At 39.9% G+C, this 22,244-nt stretch carries 18 protein-coding genes; 14 read left to right on the forward strand and 4 right to left on the reverse strand.

All coding sequences use genetic code 11. The annotated features are described in order from the left end of the window. Nucleotides 1-187 precede the first annotated feature (187 nt). From ACT29I_RS00405 to bamE, 3 genes are all read left to right on the forward strand, one after another. Nucleotides 188-1,543: a fasciclin domain-containing protein gene (locus tag ACT29I_RS00405; RefSeq protein WP_430935346.1), complete on the forward strand. Its 1,356-nt coding sequence runs from the start codon at nt 188-190 to the stop codon at nt 1,541-1,543. Between the two features lie 505 nt (nt 1,544-2,048). Next, nucleotides 2,049-2,927: a MerR family transcriptional regulator gene (locus tag ACT29I_RS00410; protein WP_430935344.1), complete on the forward strand. Its 879-nt coding sequence runs from the start codon at nt 2,049-2,051 to the stop codon at nt 2,925-2,927. Nucleotides 2,928-3,252: 325 nt separating this feature from the next. Then, complete coding sequence (bamE, locus tag ACT29I_RS00415) at nt 3,253-3,726, forward strand: outer membrane protein assembly factor BamE domain-containing protein (RefSeq protein WP_430935342.1); 474 nt, start codon at nt 3,253-3,255, stop codon at nt 3,724-3,726. Between the two features lie 79 nt (nt 3,727-3,805). Here the strand turns inward: bamE and ACT29I_RS00420 are convergent, their stop codons facing one another. After that, complete coding sequence (locus ACT29I_RS00420) at nt 3,806-4,255, reverse strand: YhcH/YjgK/YiaL family protein (protein ID WP_430935340.1); 450 nt, start codon at nt 4,253-4,255, stop codon at nt 3,806-3,808. 199 nt (nt 4,256-4,454) lie between these two features. On the opposite strand from ACT29I_RS00420, the gene ACT29I_RS00425 reads away from it, so the two are divergent. Beyond that, on the forward strand, nt 4,455-4,847 hold the full coding sequence (locus ACT29I_RS00425; protein ID WP_430935338.1) for a hypothetical protein: 393 nt from the start codon (nt 4,455-4,457) through the stop codon (nt 4,845-4,847). An 82-nt stretch (nt 4,848-4,929) separates the two neighbouring features. On the opposite strand, the gene ACT29I_RS00430 is transcribed toward ACT29I_RS00425, so the two are convergent. Next, nucleotides 4,930-7,053: an FUSC family membrane protein gene (locus tag ACT29I_RS00430; RefSeq protein WP_430935336.1), complete on the reverse strand. Its 2,124-nt coding sequence runs from the start codon at nt 7,051-7,053 to the stop codon at nt 4,930-4,932. Nucleotides 7,054-7,167: 114 nt separating this feature from the next. Here ACT29I_RS00430 and ACT29I_RS00435 point away from each other — a divergent pair, with 114 nt between their 5' ends. Both ACT29I_RS00435 and ACT29I_RS00440 read left to right on the forward strand, forming a co-directional pair. Then, a complete protein-coding gene (locus ACT29I_RS00435) occupies nt 7,168-7,956 on the forward strand; it encodes a class I SAM-dependent methyltransferase (RefSeq protein ID WP_444792458.1) in 789 nt (262 codons plus the stop codon). 141 nt (nt 7,957-8,097) lie between these two features. Further along, the gene (locus ACT29I_RS00440; RefSeq protein ID WP_430935332.1) at nt 8,098-8,760 is read left to right on the forward strand and encodes a Pycsar system effector family protein; all 663 of its coding nucleotides are present in this window, start codon (nt 8,098-8,100) and stop codon (nt 8,758-8,760) included. A gap of 212 nt (nt 8,761-8,972) precedes the next feature. Here the strand turns inward: ACT29I_RS00440 and ACT29I_RS00445 are convergent, their stop codons facing one another. Beyond that, entirely contained in the window at nt 8,973-10,256 is a 1,284-nt protein-coding gene (locus tag ACT29I_RS00445; protein ID WP_430935330.1) for an MFS transporter, read from the reverse strand. A gap of 203 nt (nt 10,257-10,459) precedes the next feature. Here ACT29I_RS00445 and ACT29I_RS00450 point away from each other — a divergent pair, with 203 nt between their 5' ends. From ACT29I_RS00450 to lgt, 5 genes are all read left to right on the forward strand, one after another. Next, a complete protein-coding gene (locus tag ACT29I_RS00450) occupies nt 10,460-11,092 on the forward strand; it encodes a rhomboid family intramembrane serine protease (RefSeq protein ID WP_430935328.1) in 633 nt (210 codons plus the stop codon). Nucleotides 11,093-11,179: 87 nt separating this feature from the next. Then, nucleotides 11,180-11,986 (forward strand): M48 family metallopeptidase, encoded by an 807-nt coding sequence (locus tag ACT29I_RS00455; protein WP_444792459.1) that lies wholly within the window; start codon nt 11,180-11,182, stop codon nt 11,984-11,986. 117 nt (nt 11,987-12,103) lie between these two features. After that, on the forward strand, nt 12,104-12,520 hold the full coding sequence (locus ACT29I_RS00460; protein ID WP_444792460.1) for a hypothetical protein: 417 nt from the start codon (nt 12,104-12,106) through the stop codon (nt 12,518-12,520). Between the two features lie 94 nt (nt 12,521-12,614). Continuing rightward, nucleotides 12,615-15,917 (forward strand): preprotein translocase subunit SecA, encoded by a 3,303-nt coding sequence (gene secA, locus ACT29I_RS00465; RefSeq protein ID WP_430935322.1) that lies wholly within the window; start codon nt 12,615-12,617, stop codon nt 15,915-15,917. Between the two features lie 233 nt (nt 15,918-16,150). Next, the gene (gene lgt, locus ACT29I_RS00470; protein WP_430935320.1) at nt 16,151-16,984 is read left to right on the forward strand and encodes a prolipoprotein diacylglyceryl transferase; all 834 of its coding nucleotides are present in this window, start codon (nt 16,151-16,153) and stop codon (nt 16,982-16,984) included. A gap of 401 nt (nt 16,985-17,385) precedes the next feature. Here lgt and ACT29I_RS00475 read toward each other — a convergent pair whose 3' ends face one another. After that, nucleotides 17,386-19,056, reverse strand: a complete 1,671-nt coding sequence (locus ACT29I_RS00475) for a dipeptidase (protein ID WP_444792461.1) — start codon at nt 19,054-19,056, stop codon at nt 17,386-17,388. A 423-nt stretch (nt 19,057-19,479) separates the two neighbouring features. Between ACT29I_RS00475 and ACT29I_RS00480 the strand changes: the two genes are divergently transcribed. The 3 genes from ACT29I_RS00480 to ACT29I_RS00490 all read left to right on the forward strand — a co-directional run bounded on the left by ACT29I_RS00480 (nt 19,480) and on the right by ACT29I_RS00490 (nt 22,127). Further along, nucleotides 19,480-21,018, forward strand: a complete 1,539-nt coding sequence (locus ACT29I_RS00480; protein WP_430935316.1) for an ABC transporter permease/substrate-binding protein — start codon at nt 19,480-19,482, stop codon at nt 21,016-21,018. Further along, entirely contained in the window at nt 21,018-21,686 is a 669-nt protein-coding gene (locus ACT29I_RS00485) for an ATP-binding cassette domain-containing protein (RefSeq protein ID WP_430935314.1), read from the forward strand. The genes ACT29I_RS00480 and ACT29I_RS00485 overlap by 1 nt, the downstream gene beginning before the upstream one ends. Nucleotides 21,687-21,851: 165 nt before the next feature. Beyond that, nucleotides 21,852-22,127: a cysteine-rich small domain-containing protein gene (locus ACT29I_RS00490; RefSeq protein ID WP_430935312.1), complete on the forward strand. Its 276-nt coding sequence runs from the start codon at nt 21,852-21,854 to the stop codon at nt 22,125-22,127. Nucleotides 22,128-22,244 lie beyond the last annotated feature (117 nt).

The following is a 22,244-nucleotide window of genomic DNA, read 5'->3' on the forward strand; positions in this document are numbered from 1 at the left end:
CTGTCTTATATAGTGTTTAATAAAAAGCTAAAAAACAATGAACAAAAACCAGATCTTTAATGTTTAATAAAAAGTTGTAAAGATTAAACAAAAAATAATCAACGCAACTCATTTTTTCAAGTTAATGATAGCGCGCGTTTAATTTGAAAGGTGGTTAAAAGTTTAATCAATGTTAAAACAAAAAATCATGAAAACTCTAAGATTCAATTGGTATTTAATACTGGCAGCGTTTGTACTTTTATCTATTAGTACAACCGCCTGTGATGAAAATGACGACAACAACCTGAACGAGCCCGAGGAAGAAGAAACTAATACCATTGTTGATATAGCAGTTTCTGAGTCTTCTTTTACAATTTTGGTGGAAGCACTTGCCAAAGCTAACTTGGTTTCCACTTTAAACGGGTCTACTGAGTACACGGTGTTTGCACCAACAAACACTGCTTTTCAAGCATTGTTGAACAATTTGGGCGCCACTTCGTTAAATGATATCTCTACGGATGATTTGACTGAGATTTTGCTTTACCATGTGGTTAGTGGAAGCAACGCATCTTCAAGTTTATCCTCTGGTTACTATGCGTCCATGAGCGAAAAGGAAGATGGGTATTATTATTCTATTTATTTTAACAAGGAGGATTTGATGGTTAATGGCTCTGCAAAAGTTACGCAAGCGGATGTAATGGCCGACAATGGTGTTATTCACATCATCGACAAGGTAATTTTGCCACCATCTATTACAGATCATGCCATAGCCAATCCTGCGTTGAGCAACCTGACGGCGGCTGTGGTGAAAGCAGAACTAGCTGGAACCCTGGACGATGATGATAATAACTTTACCGTATTTGCTCCAACAGATGATGCATTTGCCATGTTGTTCCAGGATTTAAGTGCAACATTGGATGATTTAGACAAGGAGGCACTTACACCCATATTATTATACCACGTGATAGATGACTTTGTTCCTGCTGCCCAGGTAACATCTGGATATGTTAATGCGTTGGCCATGGGACAAGAAAATTACTTAAGTATGAACATTGAAGTCAGTAACTCGGCTGTAATGGTCAATGGAGCAACAGTGGTTTTAACAGATGTTGTGGCTACAAACGGAATTGTTCACGTGATCGATAAAGTTATTCTGCCCAATACCGTGGTTGACCTGGCCATCAACAACAGTGCGTTTTCAATATTAGTTGAGGCAGTGGTGAAGGCCGAATTGGACGAAACACTTTCGGGAGAAGGGCCATATACCGTTTTCGCACCCACTAACACAGCGTTTAAGGCGTTGTTTACCGCACTAGGAGTAAGTGGTGTGGCAGATTTAAGCAAGGAAACATTAACACCAATTTTGCTAGCGCATGTTGTGAGTGGCAATGTGAGGTCTACCGATTTGAGCAATGGTACCGTACCTACCCTGAACACGGAAAAAACCATTTCTATCGATATTAGCAACGGGGTGACCATAGATTCGGAAATCAATGTAATTATTGCCAATGTACAGGGTACCAACGGTGTTGTGCATGCAATTGATAAAGTGATTGTTCCTTAATCGGTTCATACCGATTGTTAAACCCGGATTATCTATTGGAGGGACGTAATGAGCATTTAAAATTACGATAAAAAAGGAGTTGCTGAAACGAGGCATAGTACCGCTCTGGTGAGTTGAAGCAACTCCGTGAAATAGCTTGTTTTGAAGTAGTTTAATGGCATAACGGAATTTCTAATGCATATTGCGGGTTTAATGCTGCGGGATTTATTTATTCCGTTAATAACGCTCAGTGTTTATACATATCGGCATTATATCATATCGTATCTTTAGGTATATGGTTTCAGTTGTTGACAGAGAGGTTGGCCTGTGTTTCAGGTCAACCTTTCCCATTAGTAGCAAGGTTCTTTTTGCTAAATAATTTTGTAGTTTTGATGAACAAAACTAAAACATCATTCGTTAAGGAGAAAGTACTTATAACGATTCAATTTCTGTATTTAAATTGAATTCATAACAGTATTGATAAGTACATTTGAATTCGACTAACAAAAAGACAGGACTGTAGACAATGGCAGTATATTCAATCAAAGATCTAGAAAAGATATCCGGAATAAAAGCGCATACCATTCGTATTTGGGAAAGAAGGTACGGGGTTATTGAACCCATGCGAAGCGACACCAATATAAGAAAGTACTCCGATGATGATTTAAAACGTATCTTAAACATTGCCATATTAAATCAAAACGGCTTTAAAATTTCCAAAATAGCCAATCTGAATAACCAGCAGTTGAAGGAAAAAGTTATTGACTTGTGCTTGGATCATGGAAACACGAACGTTCAAATAGAAAGTTTGGTGGTATCCATGTTGGAGCTAAACGAATATAAGTTCAACAATGTATTGACCACATCAATAATTAAACGAGGCTTTGAGAATACGGTGGAAGAAATATTGTTTCCCTTTTTAGATAGGATTGGAGTTTTGTGGCAGGCAGGTACTGTTAGTCCGGCACAGGAGCATTTTATCAGCAACTTGATACGCCAAAAGATAATTGTGGCCATTGATAACGAAATGAGCGATAAGAAAAAAGACAAGCAAATAATCTTCTTTTTACCTGAGAACGAACTGCACGAAATAGGTTTGTTGTTTTACAGCTTGTTGGCTCGTAAAGAAGGTTTCGGAGTTATTTATCTAGGGATATCGGTGCCTTTTGATGACTTAAAAGCGGTGAACCAAATACAAAAGGCGGATGCTTTTTTTACTTCATTCATCAGTCCGCCTTCAAAAGTTGAATTGGATGAGCTGCTAAAAAAATACAAAGATGAATTTCCGGATGTGCCATTTTTGATTACCGGCCTTCAAGTTAAAAAACATGCACACGAAATTCCCGAGGATTTTCATTTAATAAGGAATGCCGGTGAGTTAAAAAAGGTACTTCACGAATTATAGTCGCCGATAGGAAAAAATCACGCACGGAAAAAAGTATTTGCGTCTGAAGTGTGTTAACTAATAAGGCCAATAATTACTTATTGTGAATTTTGTGTAAAATTTCCGTTGAGATATAGGTTTAATTAATTATTGCCTTATATTGCGCATATCAAAAAATAAAAGATGCCATGAATTAACCCGGTGATGTACATCGTTCTTCATGGTTTAGCATTTAAACATATGAATGAGCACCATAATGATTTCTTCCCTGTGGAGTAGATTATTTGGCGAGTTCTTCCGCAATATTGCGGAACATGCAATGTGACAATATAAAAAAAATAAACGCATGAAAGACATTTTAATTGGTAAGGGGTTCGACGAGATTCGTTTCGGGATGACTCGTCAACAGGTAAAAGAGATTCTCGGTGAACCTGATGAAATTGATGCCTATTCGAGCAGTGAGGAAGCTGACGATAATACGGAGGCGTATCACTATGATGAGTTGGAGCTTTCTGTTTCTTTTGACGAGATGGACGATTGGCGGCTGGGTTCTATTGCCGTTAGCAGTCCCGACGCCGTTCTGGAAGGACTTAAACTAGTGGGTATTACAGACGATGACTTACTGGCTAAACTTTCGGCTATAGATCTTGGCGATTACGATAGAGAGGATGTTTCTTCTCCCGAAAGTCCCGATCATGAGGTGGTGACCTTTTACGAAGCAAGCATTAATTTCTGGATTGAAAACGGTGCAGTTACCGAAATTCAGTTTGGCCCGCTTTGGGACGATGATAACGAAGCGTATATCTGGCCGGAAGACTAATACCTTAACTGTATATAAAAATATAAAACCCCGTTTTGTCATGACAAAAACGGGGTTTCTGGTATTTCAGCTTTTGTTTTTAAACGGCCACTTTAACCACTACTTTTTTTACTGGTTTTGACTCACCGATTTTCATTCCCGGTGCGTGGATGTCGTTAGGGTAAAATAAGGCGAACATCCCTTCGCTGACTTTTATGGGGCTAACATCAGCCTGATAAAAAACAACGTCCTTTTCTACATTATACGGCTGCATTATATCTTGATCCTCTAAAGGAGAATACCCCATATATTCTTCGCCTTTAACAATATACTGGATGTCCAGATAGCGTTCATGTGCCTCGGGGCGGGCATCCTTATGCTCTTTGGTGTTATATTCGCTAACAATGGCAAATATCTCATCTCCTTCTACATTGTATTTTCCGGGCTCAATGTTTTCAAAGTCCAACTCTTCAAGAAACTCGAAGGCTTTTTTTATCCTTTCGTTTAAGTTTCTGTAGTGTTTTACATGATCTAAGCTGTCAACAATCATTTTTGAATTATTTTAACGGGTTTACATTTGATAACAAATATACATTATTTGATAGGGTTTAACCATTTAATTAGGGGGATTTGAAAAATTTCTAATCGCTTATTTTATGATACAAATGGTATAGCTTCAAAAAACACGTTATATTTATATATTCATACAAGACATAACAGTTATGATTAGACGTGATTATATTTTACGGATGATAGAAGAAATTGGCAAAATGATTGCTGCCATCCTTGGATTATTAAAGGAGGGAAAAATTGAACAGGCTCAAAAACTATACAGCGAGGGAATTAAAAGATCATTGGATTTGGATGAAGAAGCTATCCTGATTAAGGATACCGACCAACTAAGGAATATTTTTGAGGATAAGTTTGGCGAAAGCTTTGAAGGATTGGAGGTAATGGCCGGGTTGCTGGTGCAAGGAGGAGATATTCATGTCAGAAATAATGATGATGAGCGCGCTAAAAGTTGCTATATAAAAGCACTTCAGTTATATAACCTGGTTGAAATTGAGTCTGGTGCATTCTCATTGGAACGACAAGCCAATATGGGCAAAGTAAATCAACTGATAAATCAGCTTAAATCATAGGCTCTAACATCAGCTTTTGTTTCATTGTAAAAGTGGTTTTGTACATTAATGATTGATGTTTCACAGTAATGAATTGCGCAACTTAACTTATCGATTTTTGAAATTCTTCCGATTCTTTTAGCAGTTTATTACTTACAGCCGCAATATTATAAATCAATCGTAAATGTTGCCTTTCTGTTCCTTGGGAATAATCGTTGATCCTATCTTTTAGTTCAAACAATACCGGCTTTAATGAACCAATGTTCATATGGTCATCTTCAATCAACCTGGTGGCAGTTCCGTTCAAAGTGCTGGTGATGGCCGTATAAATATCTTTGGCAAGAATTAGGTCGCTATGATCCTGGTATAAGGCCCCAAGCGCCGATAAGTGCGAGAGTAAGGCATGGTTGAGATACGTAAGTTTAAATGCTTGATCCATCAGATGTCTTCTCTTTTTAGGTTCCACTTGCATACTTTGCCAGGCCAGTGTGAGGGCATTGTCGGATTTATGTGCTAACCTTCGGGCCAACCGATAATCGTAGTCATCCTTTTGCCGGTTGGTTCTATTGACTATCGCTTTAAAATACAAGATATTGTTCTGAAGAGCTTTGCCTAATAAATTTGGTATTTGTTTATGCTGCCAGTTAGGCCATAAAAAACGAATGGCTAAAAAGGATAAAAGCGATCCGGCCAAGGTGTCCATTATTCGAGGGATAAGCACATAGTCAACCGATTCGGATGTAAGTTGATTGCTCGCCAAAACATAAATACTAATGAAGATTACCGCATAGGAATAGTTGGAAAATCGCCAATAAAAAAAACTGAATCCGCTTGCCAGTAAAAGCAAAAGTTGACCACTCTGGGTAGGGAGAAGTTGTAGCATTAATATACCAATCCCAACTCCGGTTATTGTACCTATAATTCTTTCCAATAACTTTCTTCTTGTTTCGCTGTAGGTGGGCTGGCTCACGAATAAGGAGGTGAGCAAAATCCATTCTCCATTTTCAAGGTTAAAGTGTTGAATCAATAAATAACCAATTAAAAAACAAGAACTTAATCTGATGGCATATCTCAATCTCGGATGACTCCAGTTTAATTGTTCCTTAAGCCGCTGTATGGTGGTTCTTTCGTCTTGTCCCAACCTTGGCGCGGAAGTGCTTTTATCCGGAAGGTTAAAGTTTTTTAAGGATTGGTGTGAACGAATTAAGTTATGTAAAAGTAGTTCCAGCAACTGACGGTCGTGTTCCGGTATTTTCTCAATCTCAAATTCCAAAGCGTTCACAATCCAACCTATTGAAACAGGATGAATATAAGGTTCTCCGGTTAACATGTTTTCCGCTACCAATCTGGAGGCATGCGAAAGCTGATGGAGTAGTTCGGCAAATCCTTCCAATATTTCGGAATATTCTTCTTTGTCTGCTAGTTTCTCATAATTTTCATGACCTGAGGCAGCTCGCTCGTGCAAGCTCTGCAATAACATAAAGCGTTGCAGGTAAGGTGTTAATTGCTCTTTTGATTTTACTTCCTGACCATAGATGTTGATCACTTCCTTGCATTTTTCCAAAGCGCTTACCACCTGGATGTTTAAAATGGCCTGTCGGTTGGACTGCTCTGATTTTTCGTTCGGGAAGTTTCTTGCTTTTTCTTCCAAATAATCGGATAAAGCCTTAAACCCGGTAGCCAGTTGCTCTTCCAGTAAACGCCATGGTTTCCGAAATAACAAGATTAAGGAAAGAAGACCGTAAATGCTCGCGCCGGCACATAAATACAAGGCTTGTTCGTACCAAAGGTATTCTTCACGATACCCAATCATGGCATAAATGCCAATTAAAACGGCGCCATAAGAAATACCTCGATATCTTTCACTTATGCCCCCAATAAGAACAAAAACGATGGTTGAAGCTATAAAACCTGCACCAAAAATGATCGGGTAGGGCTTTAAAAGTGAAACGGACAATGTAGTAATCGCAAAGCTAATAATAGTAATGGCCAGTGCTTTTGTTCTACCCTTAGGATGGTCATCGGTTTCCGATAATGCGGCAGCAACAGTTCCCAATGAGAGCGTGACCACCAAAAATGGATTCCCCAGGATAATAAATGGAATGGCTTGAAAAGCCATGGTAATCATTACTTTAGTTGCGGTTAGTCTGTTCGGGTGTCGCCAAAATTCCTTAACCAATAATCGAAACCAGGCTTTATGATTTGTGTGTTTGAGCGATTTTGTCATTCAAATATAACTTTTACGCAAAGAAATTGTTTTTTTGTGAGAAACTGAACGTATCCTAACAGTTTGTGATTTTAAACAGAAGATATCCAAGAATCAATTTGAACTAATGATTAAATGAACTATTTAAAAATTAACCAAGACCTTTGGGACAGGAAAACCGATATACATTTCGATTCTGATTTTTATAACGTTAAAGCATTCAAACAAGGAAAAGACTCTTTAAACCAGGTGGAATTGGAATTGCTGGGGGATCTTAGGGGAAAAAGAATGTTGCATTTGCAATGTCACTTTGGAATGGATACCATATCGCTGGCTCGTCACGGTGCTATGGTCACGGGGATTGATCTTTCGGGAAAAGCCATTTCCAGGGCAAAACAATTAAATGGGGAATTGGGAATGTCGGCACGTTTTATACAAAGCGATGTTTATCAATTACCGGAGATGCTGGACCAGGAGTTCGATATTGTTTTTACATCGTATGGCACCATTGGCTGGCTCCCGGATATGGAAAAGTGGGCTCAGGTTATTTCAAGGTTTTTAAAGCCGCGGGGTCGGTTTGTCATGGTAGAGTTTCATCCGGTTGTTTGGATGTTCAGTTACGATTTTAAAAAGGTAGAGTTCGATTATTTAAATACTGGTCCTATTGTAGAGGTGCAGGAAGGTACATATGCCGATACTAACGCAGACATAAAGGGAAAATCGGTATGCTGGAATCATGGTTTGGGCGAAGTGCAGAATGCATTGATCAAATCGGGTCTTGAAATAACAGATGTGCAGGAATACGATTATTCCCCGTACGATTGCTTTCAAAATACTGTAGAAATAGAAACGGGTAAATTTCAAATAGAGGGCTTGCAGGGAAAACTTCCTATGTTATTCTCTCTTGTAGCCCAAAAGAAATAGTACTTAACATAACAATCAGTCCGAATATGTCATTTGAAATCATAAAATCAGTGCCGTGTAATATGTAAACATGTATATATTTGCATATGTGAATAAAAATTTATTTTTTTGCATATATAAATGTAACATCATCGTTTGCGTATGGAAAAGGATATACTGGTACAAAACATAGTTGAAGAGAAACTATTCGTTGAAAACATAGGTGGAAATGAACTTCCAAAGAAAAAAAAAGAGAACAATGAAAGGGGCCAATTACGGGAGTTATACGCCACCAAAAAAGAACCTAAAAAATCATTAACAAATTTTCAGAGGAATCAATTCCGAACCTTGTTTAGTTCAATGGCGCTGTCCGACCGAAAGTCTATGATATTGGTCCGGATTAGCACCACGTTGCTTTCGGCATTGATCGTATTCCACAGCTATATTGAACAAAATGTACCTTTGGGATCTGTCGTGCTGATTACGGCTATTGTTGGCGTTGGTATTTCGCTTGTATTCGGATTGTTATCCTCAAAACCCAGTGGGATAGAGCAGGTACTGGATAAACAAATTATACCCAAGTATCCAAATTTGAAAAACAATGTGCTTTTGTTCTTTACGCAACCTACTCTGGACGAATATGAGGAAGCGATGGATGAGGTTGTGCGCAGTCAGGAATTACAAATAGGTAACCAGGTGCGCACCAGTTATTTGATTAACTCGATGTTGTTGCGCCAATATCGATTGTTAACGTTGTCATATCTATCATTTATTATCACTTTTGTGGCTGTAATCGGAATATTTCTGATTGGAATGTTGCTTTAACCCGGATTGTGTATTGGAGGTTCGTCATGAGCATGGCAAGTACAATAAAACAAGGCATTACTGAAACGAGGCATCACTTTTCCCGATTACTTTCGGGAGCATCGTTCTGGTGAGTTGAAGTGATGCAACGAAGTGTCTTGTTTTAAAGTAATTTCAATGTGTAATAGAATTTCTAATGCATATTGCGGGTTTAATAGGTACCGGATTTTTGTTTATGCGTTTTTAGGAAATCTTTTTTCAGAATAAATCATTAACAGAATAGCGAGAACTAAAAAGCCTATTCCCACCATATAGGTTATACTAAAACCAAAATATTCGTACAATTGAATCCCGATAATGGGAGCAAACAATGCTCTTGCCCCGGTTAAAAATAGGTGGACCGATTGGTAATCGGCAGCTTCATGAGGTTCGCAATAATAACTGCTGCCAATTCCCCACAGAATGGGCATGCTCCCCATGAAGAACCCGTTAAAGACTACTGCGATTAGCAGCATGTGGTAAAGTTTTAGCCCCCATATTTCATTAAAGCCGGTAAAATATTCTGTTAATCCGGTGAATATGATGAACATCATCAAGGCACCAAAGGTGATAATCCCAAAACGACGCGGGTCGTTTTTTCCAATCAGTTTTCCAAATAAGGGCAGTACCGCAATGGCTACCAAATTATAGGCGTTGTTATAAAAGGAAACCGAAGAATAATTAAGATCGAGTGCTTCTTTGTAAAAAATGGTAATTACCGCATGTGTGCTCATCCACGCAAAACCATAAAGGATAAACCCTATTTCTAAATGGCGAAATGGGGTATTGTTTTTTAAGATGGAGAAAATACGTTTAAAGGAATCGCCCAGGGCTTTGCTAATTGGTGTGGTGGCTGGTACGACTTTCTGTTTGAAATCAATTCGGGTGAGTTGAAAAATAGAAACAACACCCAGTATTCCGACCATCGGATAAAATATGCGATATGAATTTGGGTTGTAATCGAGCAGTAAGCCAACGGTAAAAATGGAAACCATCATTAAAACTTTGTTTACCGTAGTGGAATAGCTAAAAAGTTTCCCAAAATTTTCGTGCCTGTAGTTTCCTTTTAAATATTGATTAATGGAGGGAATAACGGCTATTTGTGAAGTATAAAACAGTAGGAATACCCCCAAAAACAGGAAATGAAAATTTGGGGATAAACCAGTATTTGCGTTTACCGCCGGAAAAATTGAGAATATAACCAGCGGAAGTCTGGTAAAGATACCAACCGTCCTTAATAGTTTTTTTCGGTTAGGGTAACGTCGCATCACCTCGTTGGCCAGCATGGCAAACAGAAACACAACCATGCTAAACTGGAATAAAAAAGCCAATTGTACATTCGATCCTTTTAACGACTTTATAAAGATAAACTCGTTTAATATCAATGCTCCACGCGCAACCCCGTCAATACTGCTGTAAAACAAGTGTAGCTTAAAAGTGGTTCGTTCCGTACTGTTTAATTTTTGAAGTATTTGCATAGCGATAAAGTGGGGGGTAAAATTATTAAAATTGAACACAGCGACACAAAGACGGAGAGTTTTTATATTTTAGTAACATATTATTATGACTTTGGATAATTAGTTGTTCAATACTTTTTGTTTGTTATCTCTCATCTAAAAATCTATTATCTAATAAATTGAAAGGTCTTGGATCACATATACCCATCGAAAAGAGGCGATTTTTGCATAGCCTTATATTTCCAACATTCTTTTTGTTGGTGATATTTACCGTTAAGCTCATTGAAATATTGGAGGATGTGTCCTTTTCGCATTATGGCGTTCGCCCTTTAACAAAAGAAGGTTTGTGGGGTATCGTATTGTCTCCGCTTATCCATGGCGATTGGGATCATTTATATTCCAATTCAGTTTCCATGTTTGTGCTTGGGGTGACTTTGTTTTACTTTTATAATAAAATTGCCTATAAGGTGTTTTTCTTAATATACCTGCTTAGTGGAATAGGGGTGTGGTTGGCAGCACGCGATTCGTGGCATATAGGCGCAAGTGGGGTTATTTACGGCCTGGCGGGTTTTTTGGCGGTTAGCGGTATTCTCCGAAAACACGTTCGACTGATTGCTATCTCGTTTCTGGTTATATTCTTTTATGGTAGTATGGTATGGGGTGCGTTTCCTTTAAAGGTAAATTTACCTTATTCGTGGGAAGGGCATTTTTGGGGTGGATTGGCAGGAATATTGTTGGCCGTTTTATTTAAAAACGAAGGCCCCCAGCGTCCAAGGTCACCTCTTGAAGATGAGGACGATGACAACGATATTAGTGACGAAGGTGCCTACTGGTTGGAAACAGATATTAAACCTTAATGTGGATTGTTGGTTATTGATTTTGTCATAAATCTTATATTTTTGCGATGAGTAATTCTAGATACTAATCTAAAACAAACTGAAAAAATGATGAAGAACTTTTGTAAACAGATATTAGCGGTTGCATTTATAGCAGTATTTGCAGTGGCGTGCTCTACAGTGCCCATTACAGGACGTTCCCAACTGAACTTATTTCCGGAGTCGCAAATGGCAGAAATGGGATTGACCAACTATAGCGAATTTTTAAAGGAAGCCAAATTGTCGACGAATCAACAACAGACTGCATTGGTTAAAAAAGTGGGAAAAAAGATTGCTGCCGCGGTGGAAGAATATTTGAATAACAATGGATTAAGCAGTCATATCGACAATTTTAATTGGGAGTTTAATTTGGTTGAGGACGATACGCCTAATGCGTGGTGTATGCCTGGTGGTAAGGTAGTGTTTTATACAGGAATACTTCCGTATACCAGAGATGAAGCAGGAATAGCTGTAGTTATGGGACATGAGATTGCCCACGCCGTAGCCCGTCACGGTAACGAGCGCATGAGCCAGCAAATGGGGGTTCAGGCAGTCGCAACCGGTTTGCAAGTAGCGTTAAAGGAAAAACCGGAACAAACACAACAAATTTATATGGGTGCCTTTGGTCTGGGAGCGCAGTATGGTATGACCTTGCCTTTCTCCAGAACACATGAGACCGAGGCGGATAAAATGGGGCTGGTATTTATGGCCATGGCCGGATATGATCCTGCGGTAGCAGCTGAATTTTGGACCCGCATGTCGCAAAGTGGTGGGCAGAAACCTCCTGAATTTATGAGCACGCACCCGGCTGACGATACACGTATTAAAGATATTAAAGCATATTTGCCAAAGGCGTATAAGTATATGAAGAAGTAAATTTCTTCATCCGCTGTCAGGTGTCAGTCTAAAAATTAGAACTTAAAACTGGTGCCTGATGACTGGATACTAATTTCTTTTCTATACATTTGTCCTCGTTAGAAATTAGGTATAACAATGAAGAAGGATTTTTCAAGGTTTAAGGTTTTAGGGATCACGTTATTGGTGACTATGTCGTCATGTGTGGGTGGTTCATTGGAACTGAATGCCGAAACCCTTCGTAGCTATGGATTTGAGTTTGATATTTCTTCAACCGACAAAACATTTAGTGTCGGCAAGCATAAAAAGACAAGATATTCATCGAACTCAAAATTAAGAATCAACCATATTATTGAATCGGGAAGAACGCATATTGCAGTTTCCGGTATAACCGTTGATTATTGTCCCATAGTATTTCATGTGAGGTTTCAACACTATTTGAGTCCTCTGATCAATAAAAGCATTATTGCCGGAAAATTATCTTATTCCACTTCTTTCCATGGAATTAACTTTCAAAATAGGGCGGGACCCCTTTCTGGTCCGTTTTTTAATTAATCGTTAACGATTAATTTTTTCTGATATCACTAATCAAAGTATATAATTTTGAATGGAATACAATGTGTTCTGATTCATCCTATTTAAAATAAACATGGCATTTATAAATAACATGGTTACCAAATTGTTTGGTAGCAAATACGAAAGAGATTTAAAGGAGCTAAATCCAATTGTAGAATTAGTTAAAAAGGTTTCTCCTGAAATTGAGCAATTGAGCAACGATGAGCTTCGTCAAAGAAGTAGTGATTTAAAGGTTAAGATCAGCGCATATGTAAAGGCTGATCAAGACAAAGTGGCCGAACTGAAGGCAAAAACAGAAGATGATGCTGTGGGCATTGCTGAGAGGGAAAAGATTTACGCCGAAATCGATAAAATCGAGAAAGACATCGACGGGAAATTAGAAGAAGTATTGGAAGAGTTACTTCCGGAGGCTTTTGCTATATTAAAAGACACCGCTCGCCGTTTGACAGAAAACACAACGATAGAAGTTACAGCTACAGAAATCGACAGAGATTTAGCAGCCGTGCACGATTTTGTAGAAATTGAAGGGGATAAAGCGATCTGGTTTAACTCGTGGGAAGCGGGTGGAACAAAAATCACCTGGGAAATGGTTCATTACGATGTGCAGTTGTTCGGTGGGGTGGCACTTCACCAGGGTAAGATTGCTGAGATGGCAACGGGTGAAGGTAAAACCCTGGTGGCTACCTTGCCTGTGTTTTTGAATGCGCTTACCGGTCGCGGAGTTCATGTGGTAACCGTGAACGATTACCTGGCAAAACGTGACTCCGAATGGATGGGGCCTCTATATCAGTTTCATGGCCTTTCGGTAGATTGTATCGACAAGCACCGCCCAAATTCAAATGAGCGTCGTAAAGCATATAACAGCGATATCGCTTTTGGTACCAACAATGAGTTTGGTTTTGATTACCTGCGCGATAACATGGCCATTTCTCCGGAGGATTTGGTGCAGCGCAAACACAATTATGCTATTGTGGATGAGGTCGACTCCGTATTGATTGATGATGCCCGTACGCCATTGATTATTTCCGGTCCCGTGCCTAAGGGCGATGACCAGCTTTTTGAAGAACTAAAGCCAAAGGTGGAGCGATTGGCAGAAACACAACGTCATTTGGTTTCGGGTATATTGGTGGAAGCCAAAAAGAAATTGAAGTCAGAGGACAAAAAAGAGGCCGAAGAAGGTGCTTTGTTGTTGCTTCGGGCGTTTAAGGGATTGCCGCGCAATAAACCGTTGATTAAGTTCCTGAGTGAGCCGGGTATTAAAGCTCAGATGTTAAAGACTGAGAACTTTTACATGCAGGAGAACAACAAGAATATGCATATCGTTACCGATCCATTATTTTTTGTGATCGACGAAAAGCATAATTCAATTGAGTTGACCGAGAAAGGTATTGATTTGATTACCGGAGCTTCTGATGACCCAAACTTTTTTATATTACCGGATATCGGATCTGAGATCGCCGAATTGGAAAAATCTGGATTGGAAGAGAAAGAAAAACTGGCCAAAAAAGATGAACTGCTACAAAGCTACGGTGTAAAATCGGAACGTGTACATACCATCAACCAGTTACTCAAAGCTTATACTTTATTCGAGAAGGATACCGAGTACGTGGTGATGGATAACAAGGTGAAGATTGTGGATGAACAGACAGGTCGTATTATGGAAGGCCGTCGGTATTCGGATGGATTGCACCAGGCAATTGAAGCCAAGGAGCGTGTGAAGGTAGAGGCTGCCACGCAAACGTATGCTACCATTACATTGCAGAATTACTTTAGGATGTACAACAAACTGGCCGGTATGACGGGTACTGCCCAAACAGAAGCTGGAGAATTGTGGGACATCTACAAACTGGATGTGGTGGTCATTCCGACCAACAAACCCATTGCCCGAGATGATAGAGACGATAAGGTATATAAAACCAACCGCGAAAAATATAATGCTGCCATCGAAGAGATTGTTGGTCTTGTAAAAGAAGGCCGTCCGGTATTGGTGGGTACAACATCGGTAGAAATTTCGGAATTATTAAGCCGAATGTTGAAAATACGTGGTATCAAGCATAACGTACTGAATGCGAAGTTACACCAACGAGAGGCGGATATTGTTGCTGAAGCAGGAGGTAGCGGGGTAGTAACTATTGCAACCAACATGGCAGGTCGTGGTACCGATATTAAATTGTCCGATGAGGTAAAAGCAGCGGGCGGTTTGGCCATTGTAGGTACCGAGCGTCACGAATCGCGTCGTGTCGACCGTCAGTTGCGTGGTCGTGCAGGTCGTCAGGGAGATGTGGGTAGTTCGCAATTCTTCGTGTCGTTGGAAGATAACCTGATGCGTTTGTTCGGTTCTGACAGAATCGTAAAATATATGGACAGATTGGGGGTTGAGGATGGTGAGGTGATTCAGCATTCTATGATTACCAAATCTATTGAACGTGCGCAGAAGAAGGTAGAAGAAAACAACTTCGGTATTCGTAAGCGTTTGTTGGAATATGATGACGTAATGAACTCGCAACGTGAGGTGATCTATACCAAACGTCGCCATGCCCTTTTTGGTGAGCGTATACAGGTGGATTTGTCCAACATGATCTATGATACTTGCGAAAGCATGATCAGCGAGTACCATGCCAATGCCGATTACGAAGGTTTTGAAATGGATCTGATCCGTGTGTTTTCGGTGTCATCTCCGTTCGGAAGTCAGGAATTCTTAAAAGGTAATCCGGAAGAAATGGCCGAAAAACTTTATAACGATGTTTGGAGTGCCTATCAACGCAAGATTGAAGCTGTCGCAGCTCAGGCCATGCCGGTAATCAAGGATGTGTACGAGACAAAATCGCATCAATACCAAAACATAGTGGTTCCGTTTACCGATGGACAAAAGATAATGCAGATTACAACGAATCTGAAAAAAGCGTACGAGTCGAATGGTGCCGAGTTGGTTAAGTCCTTCGAGAAATCGATCATCCTGATGACGATTGATAATGCCTGGAAGGAACACTTGCGCGAATTGGATGATTTACGGACCGCTGTTCAGAACGCCTCGTACGAGCAGAAAGATCCATTGTTGATTTATAAGTTTGAGTCGTTTGAGCTGTTTAAAACGATGCTCGATCAGGCTAATAAAGATGTAGTTTCTACATTGGTGAAAGCAAGTATTCCGGTTCAGGACCCTGAAGAGATCAGACAAGAAGAAGTTCGCAAGCGTCAGGATATGAGCAGGCTGACTGCCAGCAGGCAAGCGTTGGGCGGAAACGGAAGCGAGAAACGGGAGAAACAAAAAGCAGAACCGGTTCGCGTAGAGAAAAAAGTGGGCAGAAACGAACCGTGTCCTTGCGGAAGCGGTAAGAAGTATAAGCAATGTCATGGTAAAGGACAACATGCATAAATCCATGGATGCAAGAATACTCAGATAACTGCTATCCGCTAAATTAGCAAGCCCAGTTCTCGAAGTTTTCTAATTGCCATGTTATTCATATAATTACATTAAATAGTTATACTTAGCGATTAAGTAACTTTTTTGTTTAATATTTCAACTTCTTTTGGGTTGATAAAATAGGAAATAAATAAGGGCCATTACGTATAATGTCTTTTATCTTGTTGTCTAATAATCTAATTTGTATGGTACTTGACTTTGTTACCTGGACGGTAAAACCAGAAATATTCTCCTTAGGGCCAATATCTGTAAGGTATTACGGATTGTTTTTTGCCATTTCGTTTATGCTGGGTTACCAGCTGATGGAAAAAATGTTTAAATGGGAAAAAATTCCATTGCCCTGGTTGGAGAAATTATTCATGTATGTGGTGATAGCGACCATTCTGGGAGCCAGATTAGGTCATGTGTTTTTTTACGGTTGGGATTATTATTCGCAACATTTGGGAGAGATACTCATGGTGTGGAAAGGTGGTTTGGCCAGTCATGGTGGTGCCCTGGGAATTGTTATTGCTATCATCATCTATTCCAGAAAGATCACCAAAAAATCGCCTATTTGGACACTGGATCGTTTAGTTATACCCACAGCGCTGGCTGCGTTTTTTATTCGCATGGGTAATCTGATGAACTCCGAAATATATGGGCATCCAACGGATGTGCCCTGGGCTTTCAGGTTTGTGGAAAACTTTCATCAATGGCTGGCAGGAGCAGAGCCTGTATTTACACAACCCTCGCATCCCACACAAATTTATGAGGCCTTAACTTATCTAACATTGTTTGGCATAATTATGTGGATGTATTGGAAAACAGATGCCAAGGACCGTACCGGGTTGATTTTTGGTGTATTTCTGATCGGAACGTTTTTGTCACGTTTCTTTGTGGAGTTTGTGAAAAACGATCAGGAAAATTTTGAAGCCGATATGGCCTTAAATATGGGGCAGTGGTTAAGTATTCCGTTTGTATTGGCGGGCATCTACTTTATTGTTAAAGCAAAAAAAGTAGAAGTGCCTGTAAAGAAATAGAAGAAGATTCATATAGATATTGAAAGCCCCGTTGAACAATTGCTCAACGGGGCTTTCTGTGGTATGGTTGTAACATTATTAACCAAGATCGCTTATTGGAAATTTGAAATATTCCTTAGTGTCAGCAGACATCGGCCGTAAGGTAATCCCGATGCGAAAAATCTTACATTGCTGTGTTAAGATTTTGTTAATCGAAATGGCTCTTAGATGAAGTCTAATGACAGTTTCGGGATTACTAAGGTGGTATGTGTAAAATCCTGTAAGCCTTATTTATCGAGCTCCGGACTTTTATCTATATTACAGGTTCGTCAGTTAGATATGCTGCATTTGTATTTTTTAACTCATACACCTATATCTCACCGCTCACCGTTCTTTGCTCTTGGCTATTTTTAACGTATGATCTAGTGATTGCTTTCCTCACCAGGAAGCTTTTTCATTTTTAATTTATCACCTGTTTCTTCCACAATCTTTTCATAGAATTCTTTACTGTAACCCGGGAATTCGGCATCATATGGATTGCCATGTTCGTTACGCAAGAAAACCCCGTTTTCCTCCTTATGCAGGTTTCCGTCCAGGTATTTCACCATCAGGAATTCATCCAGCTGTTTCCAGGCATCAAAGGTAATCTTACTCTGTACCAACGAATATTCGGTAATAAAGGCTTTGGCTTTTTGTGGATCGAGTTTGTTCAGATTAACTGCAGCCTGATCTATGACTGGGCCATAATCCTCAAACTTATCCTCCAATTTTTTTTGCACCTTTTTAATATCCCGGATCATATGGCTATATCGGCCATACGCCTGGTTCGAAACCCGGTTGAATATCCAAAACGCCGATGTTGAAGAATATTCGAGTAAATTCCCGTTGCCAACTGCAAAATTTTCCGGAATAGCGTTGATGCCGCAATAAATGGGCACATAAACCGAAGAGGCAGCATCGTCCACACCAAACCAAAGAATACCTCCGATGGCGTCAGGAAGCCAGTCGCGGAGTTGTGCAACAAATGAAAAACCTGTTTGCTGTGTAGCAATGGCTCTCTCGTTAAAGTATTCTTCGTCACCTACTTTCCATGTTAAAGGACGAAACCGGTATGGGCGTGCAAATGCACCGGCACCGGCATCTTTGGTCATATCCAATGAGGTGCCTTCGAAGTGGTCACGCATAATATTCTGAACATCGCGGTAGGAAATCTTTTTAGAAGGTTTGATCCACAATGGTAATCTTTCACCTTTACCTTCAGCTACGTAGCTTTCGTATTTTTCCATCTCGGGATTCATGATGCGGAAACCAGACCAAACACGGGCCTCACAAAAGCGAAGTGCACCAAAGTCAAGTGGGGCATAGGCATCGGCAAAACTGAAATCCTTCTTCTTTCCATCAAAATAACCTTGTTCTTTGGCAAACTCGATGACATCCTCTGAATACAAACAATTCTCTTCGTCGTTCAATGGGAATGTAGTGATACGGGCCTGGTTGGCATGACCCGAAACCATTCCGTCCGGGATGCGTCGGGCTACCCATACGGCTCCTTTATTACCAACTCCTTTACCGATCATCTCCATAATCCAAACCTCATTCTTGTCGGCTATCGAGAATGATTCGCCAGAACTGTAGTAGCCATATTCTGCTACAAGATCGGTCATGATTTTAATGGCCTCGCGTGCAGTTCTCGACCTTTGTAAGGCGATGTATATTAAACTGCCATAATCCATAATTCCTGTTGTGTCCTGTAATTCTTTCCTCCCACCGTAAGTGGTTTCGGCAATAGCTACCTGATTTTCGTTGATGTTACCAATAACCGTATAAGTTTTTTTGGCTTGCTTAATCTTACCTAAATATTTCCTGGTATCCCACTCGTACACATCTAACATAGCATCGTCAGGCCATGCTTGCCCCGGCCAATAATATAATTCTCCGTATAAAACATGAGAATCGGCCGCATATGTTATCATGGTTGAGTTGTCTGCGGAAGCGTTTTTGGTAATTAAAAAGTTGGTGCAGGCTGTGCTTAACTTTGGAAACAGCATGCCAACAGCCATCATTAACGAAAGTAAAACCTTTGTTTTTTGCATAAATAATATTTTAAGTTGATTGAATTTACTGTGTTCAACGCAAAAATAGTTTTTTTTAGTGGATAGCCATATGACATTTGATGTGTAAAACACCCAGTCAGAAATTGTATTGGTTTGTTTTTTGAACCATTAAAACTGAATTTTTAATAATTATTCTATTTCTAATAGGTAGTAAAATAATTGTGGTATGCGAAGGTGGTGCCAACCATGCTTTTACAAGGTTGAACCTAGCAATCGTCATCTGACCATGAGCCGGTTAATTGGGTCAGGTTATAAACCTGTTTGGTTTATGCTTGTTGTGGTTTGGTAGTAAAGGATATGGGATTGATGAATTTTACGCTCTTTTTACTTTTTTTTATCTTTAAACTTTGCTTTACTTAACCTACTTTTATATTTCTTCAGTTAGCTTAATTAACACGATCTATGGAAATATTGGAACGAAGAACTTATTTCTTACAATTGTTATCGGAACACATCCTAATCTCTTTCGGTGCTCTTGCTATGACTGCAGTAGTGGGGATCTCAATTGGCATATGGGTTTTCTATTCGGCTAAATCCCGGTCTTTTGTAATGCCCGTGGTCAATTTTCTATACACCATACCATCCATAGCTATGTTCGGGTTGTTGATACCATTGGTAGGTATCGGACTTAAAAATGCCGTGATCGTTTTGGTGTTATATGGATTGCTCCCTATGGTCAGGAATACCTTTACAGGACTGAACGAAGTCCGTTCCGATATCGTGGAGGCTGCCGAAGGAATGGGCGCTACCAGGTATCAGGTATTTAAAGATGTGTATTTCCCGTTGGCATTGCCGTCTATTCTTTCAGGATTGCGAATTACAACAGTTATGCTGGTAGCGCTAACAGGGTTGGCTGCTTTGATTGGAGCCGGCGGTCTTGGTCAGGCCATATTCAGAGGGCTGAACACCATGAACACACCAATGATTGTGGCTGGTTCGCTGCTGATATCGTTGTTTGCCATTTTAGGCGATAGGTTTGTTGGGGTTTTTGAAGGTACGGTGGTAAGAATGGTAAGTAAAAATGCTTCGAATAAGTTGAGGTTGAAAGTATATGTAAACCTGGGGCTTCTATTTATCGTGCTGGCAGCTGCGGTTACCAATACAAATTTTTTTTCGTCCCATAAAAACGGGACTATTACCGTTGCTTCGAAACCTACCGGCGAGCAATTCATTTTGGGTGAGATAATGGCGCAATTGATAGAAGAAAAAACGGACCTTCAGGTGATCCGAAAATTCGGAATAGGAGGCGGAACCACCAATATTCATCCAGCCATGTTAAACGGGGAAGTGGACATGTACGTGGAATATACGGGTACGGGTTGGATGAACGTATTGAAACAAAAACTACCACACAGCAATCAGGTGGACTTCGATTTAATACAAAAGATGTACAAAGAAAACTTTCGTTTAAAGTGGCTGGGTTTGCTGGGTTTTAATAACACTTATGCCCTGGCTATTCCCGATAGTTTAGCACAAAAGTTCAACATCAACAGCAATTCCGATTTGGCACGAAACAGCCGGCACTTCAAGTTTGGGGCCGAGTTCGATTTTTTCGAACGTCCGGATGGATACGAAGGCTTGGTAAATGTCTACGGTTTTCAATTTGCCTCTATCCACGAGATGGATATTAATTTGCGTTATAATGCCATTGTTGAGGGTAAGGTAAATGCCATTGATGCTTTTACCACCGACGCAAAAATCGAGGCTCAAAACCTGAGGGTATTGGATGATGATTTAAACTATTTTCCAAGCTACGAGGCAGGGATTATTGTTCGAAACGAATTATTGGAACAACATCCGGAACTGGAACCGTTATTAATGAAACTGAACGGACAGATAACCACGGAAGCCATGATGGAGATGAACTACAAGGTTGAAGTAGAAAAAGAGGATATCCAAAAAGTAGCCTCATATTTTATCCAACAGTTAAAAACAAATTAATGAGCCAGTCAAATATGATCCATTTCGATAAGGTTAATTTTTCATACGGTCAGGAAAAGGTACTGCACGAATTATCCTTTACGGTTGATCAAGGGGAGTTTATTTGTCTCACGGGAAAAAGCGGATGTGGTAAATCTACCCTGTTGCGATTGATCAATGGATTACTTCCCCGGCAAGATGGAGACATCAGCATATTGGGAATGCACATTAATCAGTGGGAAATACATGAACTTCGCAGAAAAATGGGTTATGTGCTGCAGGAAGGGGCGCTTTTTCCTCACTTAACGGCATATCAGAACATGTGTTATGTGATGAAAATAAACCAGTTTAGTGAAGAAGAGTGCGAAGAACGCATTAATGAACTTCTTCCGCTTGTTAACCTGGAACGTGATGTGTTGAATAAGTTTCCGGATACCCTAAGTGGCGGGCAGCGTCAAAGGGTTGGAATTGTTAGAGCAATTGCACACAATCCTGAGATAGTTCTGATGGACGAGCCTTTTTCTGCTTTGGATGCGGATACAAGGAAGAACTTGCAGGATCTGGTTAAAAATATTCATCAAAAATTAAACACTACTTTTGTTATGGTTACCCACGATGTCGATGAAGCGAAAAGACTGGCAACAAGAGCAATTCATATGTCGGAGGGTAAAATACAAACCCTGAGCTAGTGTCCTGTCAAGTGTAAGATGACGGTTAATTTTAAGCGAGTTTGTTTTTACTGGCATGGCAAAAAAAACATCGAATTGCAGCTTGGTGGACACAATATTTAAACGAAGTCAAAAAAGTAAAATAACAAATGCTTAGTTTTGCCAGATAAATTAAAACTATCGATTATGCTTTTCAAATTAGAAACCGAGAACTACAAATTCAACCAACATAAAAAGTGCGAGTTTTTCCCTTGCCATAAAACCAGCAACGAAGCTGAGTTTAATTGTCTGTTCTGTTACTGTCCCTTGTATATGCTAAAGGATCAGTGTGGGGGGAATTTTAAGTACACCAATAATGTGAAAGACTGCAGTGATTGTTTGGTGCCGCATTCGAAAAAAGCTTACGACCATGTAATGAGTAAAATGAGCCTGGTGACCAAGATAGGGAGCGAAAGAGAATAAAAACGAGTAATGCCGTTTGCTACTCAAAATGCGCCTTCAGGACTTTCAGCCCCAAAGTCGCTTTGTATATATAACTTAATTAATGGTTTAATTAACGGAGATGTGCCATATTACATC

Source organism: Saccharicrinis sp. GN24d3, from assembly GCF_052400645.1.
In the GTDB taxonomy this organism is placed as follows: domain Bacteria; phylum Bacteroidota; class Bacteroidia; order Bacteroidales; family Marinilabiliaceae; genus Saccharicrinis.

Excerpts from the sequence above, each read along its gene's own strand:
- bamE (WP_430935342.1), top strand. The coding sequence starts at position 3,253 with ATGAAAGACATTTTAATTGGTAAGGGGTTCGACGAGATTCGTTTCGGG.
- ACT29I_RS00405 (WP_430935346.1), top strand. The coding sequence starts at position 188 with ATGAAAACTCTAAGATTCAATTGGTATTTAATACTGGCAGCGTTTGTA.
- ACT29I_RS00475 (WP_444792461.1), bottom strand. The coding sequence starts at position 19,056 with ATGCAAAAAACAAAGGTTTTACTTTCGTTAATGATGGCTGTTGGCATG.
- ACT29I_RS00480 (WP_430935316.1), top strand. The coding sequence starts at position 19,480 with ATGGAAATATTGGAACGAAGAACTTATTTCTTACAATTGTTATCGGAA.
- ACT29I_RS00430 (WP_430935336.1), bottom strand. The coding sequence starts at position 7,053 with ATGACAAAATCGCTCAAACACACAAATCATAAAGCCTGGTTTCGATTA.
- secA (WP_430935322.1), top strand. The coding sequence starts at position 12,615 with ATGGCATTTATAAATAACATGGTTACCAAATTGTTTGGTAGCAAATAC.
- ACT29I_RS00440 (WP_430935332.1), top strand. The coding sequence starts at position 8,098 with ATGGAAAAGGATATACTGGTACAAAACATAGTTGAAGAGAAACTATTC.
- ACT29I_RS00445 (WP_430935330.1), bottom strand. The coding sequence starts at position 10,256 with ATGCAAATACTTCAAAAATTAAACAGTACGGAACGAACCACTTTTAAG.
- ACT29I_RS00490 (WP_430935312.1), top strand. The coding sequence starts at position 21,852 with ATGCTTTTCAAATTAGAAACCGAGAACTACAAATTCAACCAACATAAA.
- ACT29I_RS00410 (WP_430935344.1), top strand. The coding sequence starts at position 2,049 with ATGGCAGTATATTCAATCAAAGATCTAGAAAAGATATCCGGAATAAAA.
- ACT29I_RS00455 (WP_444792459.1), top strand. The coding sequence starts at position 11,180 with ATGATGAAGAACTTTTGTAAACAGATATTAGCGGTTGCATTTATAGCA.
- ACT29I_RS00460 (WP_444792460.1), top strand. The coding sequence starts at position 12,104 with ATGAAGAAGGATTTTTCAAGGTTTAAGGTTTTAGGGATCACGTTATTG.
- ACT29I_RS00435 (WP_444792458.1), top strand. The coding sequence starts at position 7,168 with ATGAACTATTTAAAAATTAACCAAGACCTTTGGGACAGGAAAACCGAT.
- ACT29I_RS00485 (WP_430935314.1), top strand. The coding sequence starts at position 21,018 with ATGAGCCAGTCAAATATGATCCATTTCGATAAGGTTAATTTTTCATAC.
- lgt (WP_430935320.1), top strand. The coding sequence starts at position 16,151 with ATGGTACTTGACTTTGTTACCTGGACGGTAAAACCAGAAATATTCTCC.
- ACT29I_RS00420 (WP_430935340.1), bottom strand. The coding sequence starts at position 4,255 with ATGATTGTTGACAGCTTAGATCATGTAAAACACTACAGAAACTTAAAC.
- ACT29I_RS00425 (WP_430935338.1), top strand. The coding sequence starts at position 4,455 with ATGATAGAAGAAATTGGCAAAATGATTGCTGCCATCCTTGGATTATTA.